The organism is Methylobacterium longum (assembly GCF_022179385.1).
Classification (GTDB): domain Bacteria; phylum Pseudomonadota; class Alphaproteobacteria; order Rhizobiales; family Beijerinckiaceae; genus Methylobacterium; species Methylobacterium longum.
The window spans coordinates 1-1,275 of sequence record NZ_BPQS01000128.1 but is presented as its reverse complement, the minus strand read 5'-3'; the positions used below and the strand labels follow the sequence as shown (position 1 = coordinate 1,275).

Genomic DNA, 1,275 nt, shown 5'->3' with positions numbered 1-1,275 from the left:
GCCGCAAAGCGGAAGAGGCGCGCCAGCAGCAGCTAGCGGCGCAAAAGGCTGAAGTCCTCCGCTTGGCCGAGGTGGCGCGAAAGGCGGAGGAGAGCCGCAAAGCGGAAGAGGTGCGCCAGCAGCAGCTAGCGGCGCAAAAGGCATTACCAACTGAACGAAGTAGTGTGCCGCAGTCCACGCCCTTGGCCTTAAAGGAAGCTCTGCCGTTCTCAGGAATGGTGGCGACTACGCCGCAACTTACGCCTGATGTGAAGCAGGATGGCAGGCTCGCCGCTCTCCTTGCTGACGATCCGATCTCAGCTTCGCGGCTCACCCAGAGTCCTACGGCGATCGACATTGTTAAACTGAACGATGTGCCCCCCTCAAGTTCTGAGAGAAATTTGGAGTCGGTTGCCCAAACTTCGCCTGATCTCGACGACTTGGTACAAGCAGTTCACCATCGCTTGAGTATCGTTGGTTGCTACACGAATCGGCCTGAGCCGTCCTGGGGCCAGAACTCAATTGATGCAGTGAAACGCTTCTATCAATTCGCGCATCTTGAAGGCGATGGAAAAATGGGTGCCGGCAGGGCATTGAATCTGTCGTCGGCCAAACCAGATCTCGCACTGCTTGAGGACTTGAGCAAATTTGATCACCAGATCTGCCCGCTGACCTGCCCTGAAGGTTCTGAGGTGCGCGACGGTATATGCGTGAAAGTAACCTGCCCTGGCGCCTTCGAGTTGCGGGATGGTAGATGCATCCCTCGTGATGTCTTAGTGCCCCTGGCCAAGCCGGCCATCAAGCTTCGCGAGCGTGAACTTCGTCAGCGCACCGCGAAACCCGCCGAGAAGCCGACCGTTCGACCGCCTGTGAGCCGTCCAATCAAAGAAGCACACACCGCTTCGCCACCGATACGGGATAAGCGAATTGCTCCAAAGCCAACTGTAAAGGTGGTTGATCCAGTCCGCATCCGCCCGCGCCTTCCTGCTTTGGTCCGTACACAGCCGACTCAGCCAGCTCGTCCGACTGCCTCTGCCGCTCCGAGCTTCGGCGAGGTTGGCGCCATTCGTGCGATGACACGTATGCCGTAGTGCCGTCGTGTGACAGGACAACGCCAATCTGTTTGCCGGAGGTAAGCACCTCCCGAGCGAACTCTCAGACTGACGGAGGAGGGTGGTAGCTAGCTGTATGGTCCCGGGATGTGGTGTGACGGGTCGAGCCTGAAGCGTTCGGGCTCTTTCGTCCAGACCTGCAGGACATGCTCGTAGGGCGTGAGGCCGCGCAGGGTCTTCAGCC

General features: G+C 59.0%; 2 pseudogenes. One reads left to right on the top strand and one right to left on the bottom strand.

What is annotated here, in order from left to right:
* Positions 1–1,070 (top strand): annotated as a pseudogene (locus tag MFF58_RS31640) (hypothetical protein); the annotation flags it as partial.
* Positions 1,071–1,159: 89 nt separating this feature from the next.
* Here MFF58_RS31640 and MFF58_RS31635 read toward each other — a convergent pair.
* Positions 1,160–1,275: pseudogene (locus tag MFF58_RS31635) on the bottom strand (IS481 family transposase); the annotation flags it as partial.